1 protein-coding gene and 1 pseudogene are annotated in these 1,933 nt (G+C 35.4%); one reads left to right on the plus strand and one right to left on the minus strand.

Translation table 11 applies throughout. The annotated features are described in order from the left end of the window. Positions 1-165: IS1 family transposase (locus BGK49_RS27040; protein ID WP_047664789.1), on the minus strand; the 165-nt coding region annotated here is incomplete at its 3' end. 199 nt (positions 166-364) lie between these two features. Between BGK49_RS27040 and BGK49_RS13395 the strand changes: the two are divergent. Beyond that, positions 365-1,748: pseudogene (locus BGK49_RS13395) on the plus strand (SopA family protein); the annotation flags it as partial. Positions 1,749-1,933 lie beyond the last annotated feature (185 nt).

Genomic DNA, 1,933 nt, shown 5'->3' on the forward strand with positions numbered 1-1,933 from the left:
TTTCTGGTGCGTACCGGGCTGAGAGGCGGTGTAAGTGAACTGTAGTTGCCATGTTTTACGGCAATGAGAGCAGAGATAGCGCTGATGTCCGGCAGTGCTTTTGCCGTTACGCACCACGCCTTCAGTAGCGGAGCAGGAAGGGCATCTGATGGAAATGGAAGCCACGCAAGCACCTTAAAATCACCATCATACACTAAATCAGTAAGTTGGCAGCATTACCATTTTTTATAGTACTTCACTTCTTCTTCACTAAGAATGTCCATTATCTCAATGCCTTATCAGAGATTCTTTTCCTTTCGCCGGTAGTGTCTGGACGCTCAGGCTACTTTTCCAGGTTATTTTATTTCTGTATTACAGAGGTTTTATGATAGGTCATATCACAAATTCTGGTGGCAATAACTCTTTGATGAAACATGATGTGGTTCAAGGAAATAATATAGTAGATCTTGATTTACTACGTAATTTCAATGGGGTGACAGGTTTAAACAGAGATAACTTTATTTATATCAGTGATATATTTTTAAATATAAAACAACGGAACGAAAAAATCATGCAATAAATATGTTACGTGAAGTCTCAATTAGTAATGATACTATAAGTGTAAAATTCTACAGAAATGAAAAAATAGAATGCGCTTGTAATTTTCTGATGGATAAAGATGCGCAGGGGTATATCGACCTGTCTGATTTTGATGTAACAAATTGTCATTTTAAAGGTGACGTTATTTCTAAGGTGTCTTTTTTATCATCAAATCTACAACATGTAACTTTCGAATGTAAAGAAATTGAGAATTGCAATTTTACTAAGGCAACAGTTGATAATGTCATATTTAAATGTCGACGTTTACACAATGTGATTTTTCTCAAAACGAGTGGCGAATGTGTTGATTTTAGCCAAAATATTCTTGATACAGTTGACTTCTCGCAGAGTCAACTTGGTCATAGTAATTTTCGCGAATGTCAGATTAGAAATTCAAACTTCGATAATTGTTATCTTTACGCTTCGCACTTCACCAGAGCAGAGTTTCTGTCTGCCAAAGAAATATCATTTATTAAATCGAATTTGACAGCTGTTATGTTTGATCATGTGCGAATGTCGACAGGGAATTTTAAAGATTGCATTACAGAACAATTAGAATTAACTATTGATTATTCAGATATATTTGGGAATGAAGATCTCGATGGTTATATCAATAACATTATAAAAATGATTGATACATTGCCAGATAATGCAATGATATTGAAATCCGTTCTGGCAGTAAAACTGGTTATGCAATTAAAAATTCTTAATATTGTTAATAAAAACTTTATTGAGAATATGAAGAAAACATTTAGCCATTGTCCTTATATAAAAGATCCAATTATACGCAGTTATATCCATTCTGGTGAAGATAACAAGTTCGATGATTTTATGCGTCAACATCGATTCAGCAAGGTGGATTTCGATACCCAACAGATGATCCATTTTATTAACAGGTTTAATATGAATAAAGGGCTGATTGATAAAAATAACAATTTTTTATCCAACTTATCGATCAGGCCTTACGATCAACGGATGATATGATCAAAGCAAATGCCTGGTATCTTTATAAAGAGTGGATTCGTAGTGATGATGTTTCACCTATATTTATAGAAACTGAAGAAAAGTTAAGAACCTTTAACACTAATAAATTAACGCGAAACGATAATATATTTATCCTGTTCTCCTCTGTCGATGATGGGCCTGTTATGGTGGTAAGCTCCCAGCGCTAATATGACTTTCCGTGTCAAACCGGAATCTCTAATTTTGACGATTTTCTTTTTAGGTTTAATTCCCTGAGGGCGACGTAGCAGTAAATCCGACGGTGAATCACGCTGATATTCGCGGGTTGGATACCGCATTACAGAGGTCCGTCATATGAGCCTGCCACTTTCTTACGTCGCGAATCAGCTTT

The organism is Shigella sp. FC1544, assembly GCF_001722145.1.
Lineage (GTDB): Bacteria > Pseudomonadota > Gammaproteobacteria > Enterobacterales > Enterobacteriaceae > Escherichia > Escherichia coli.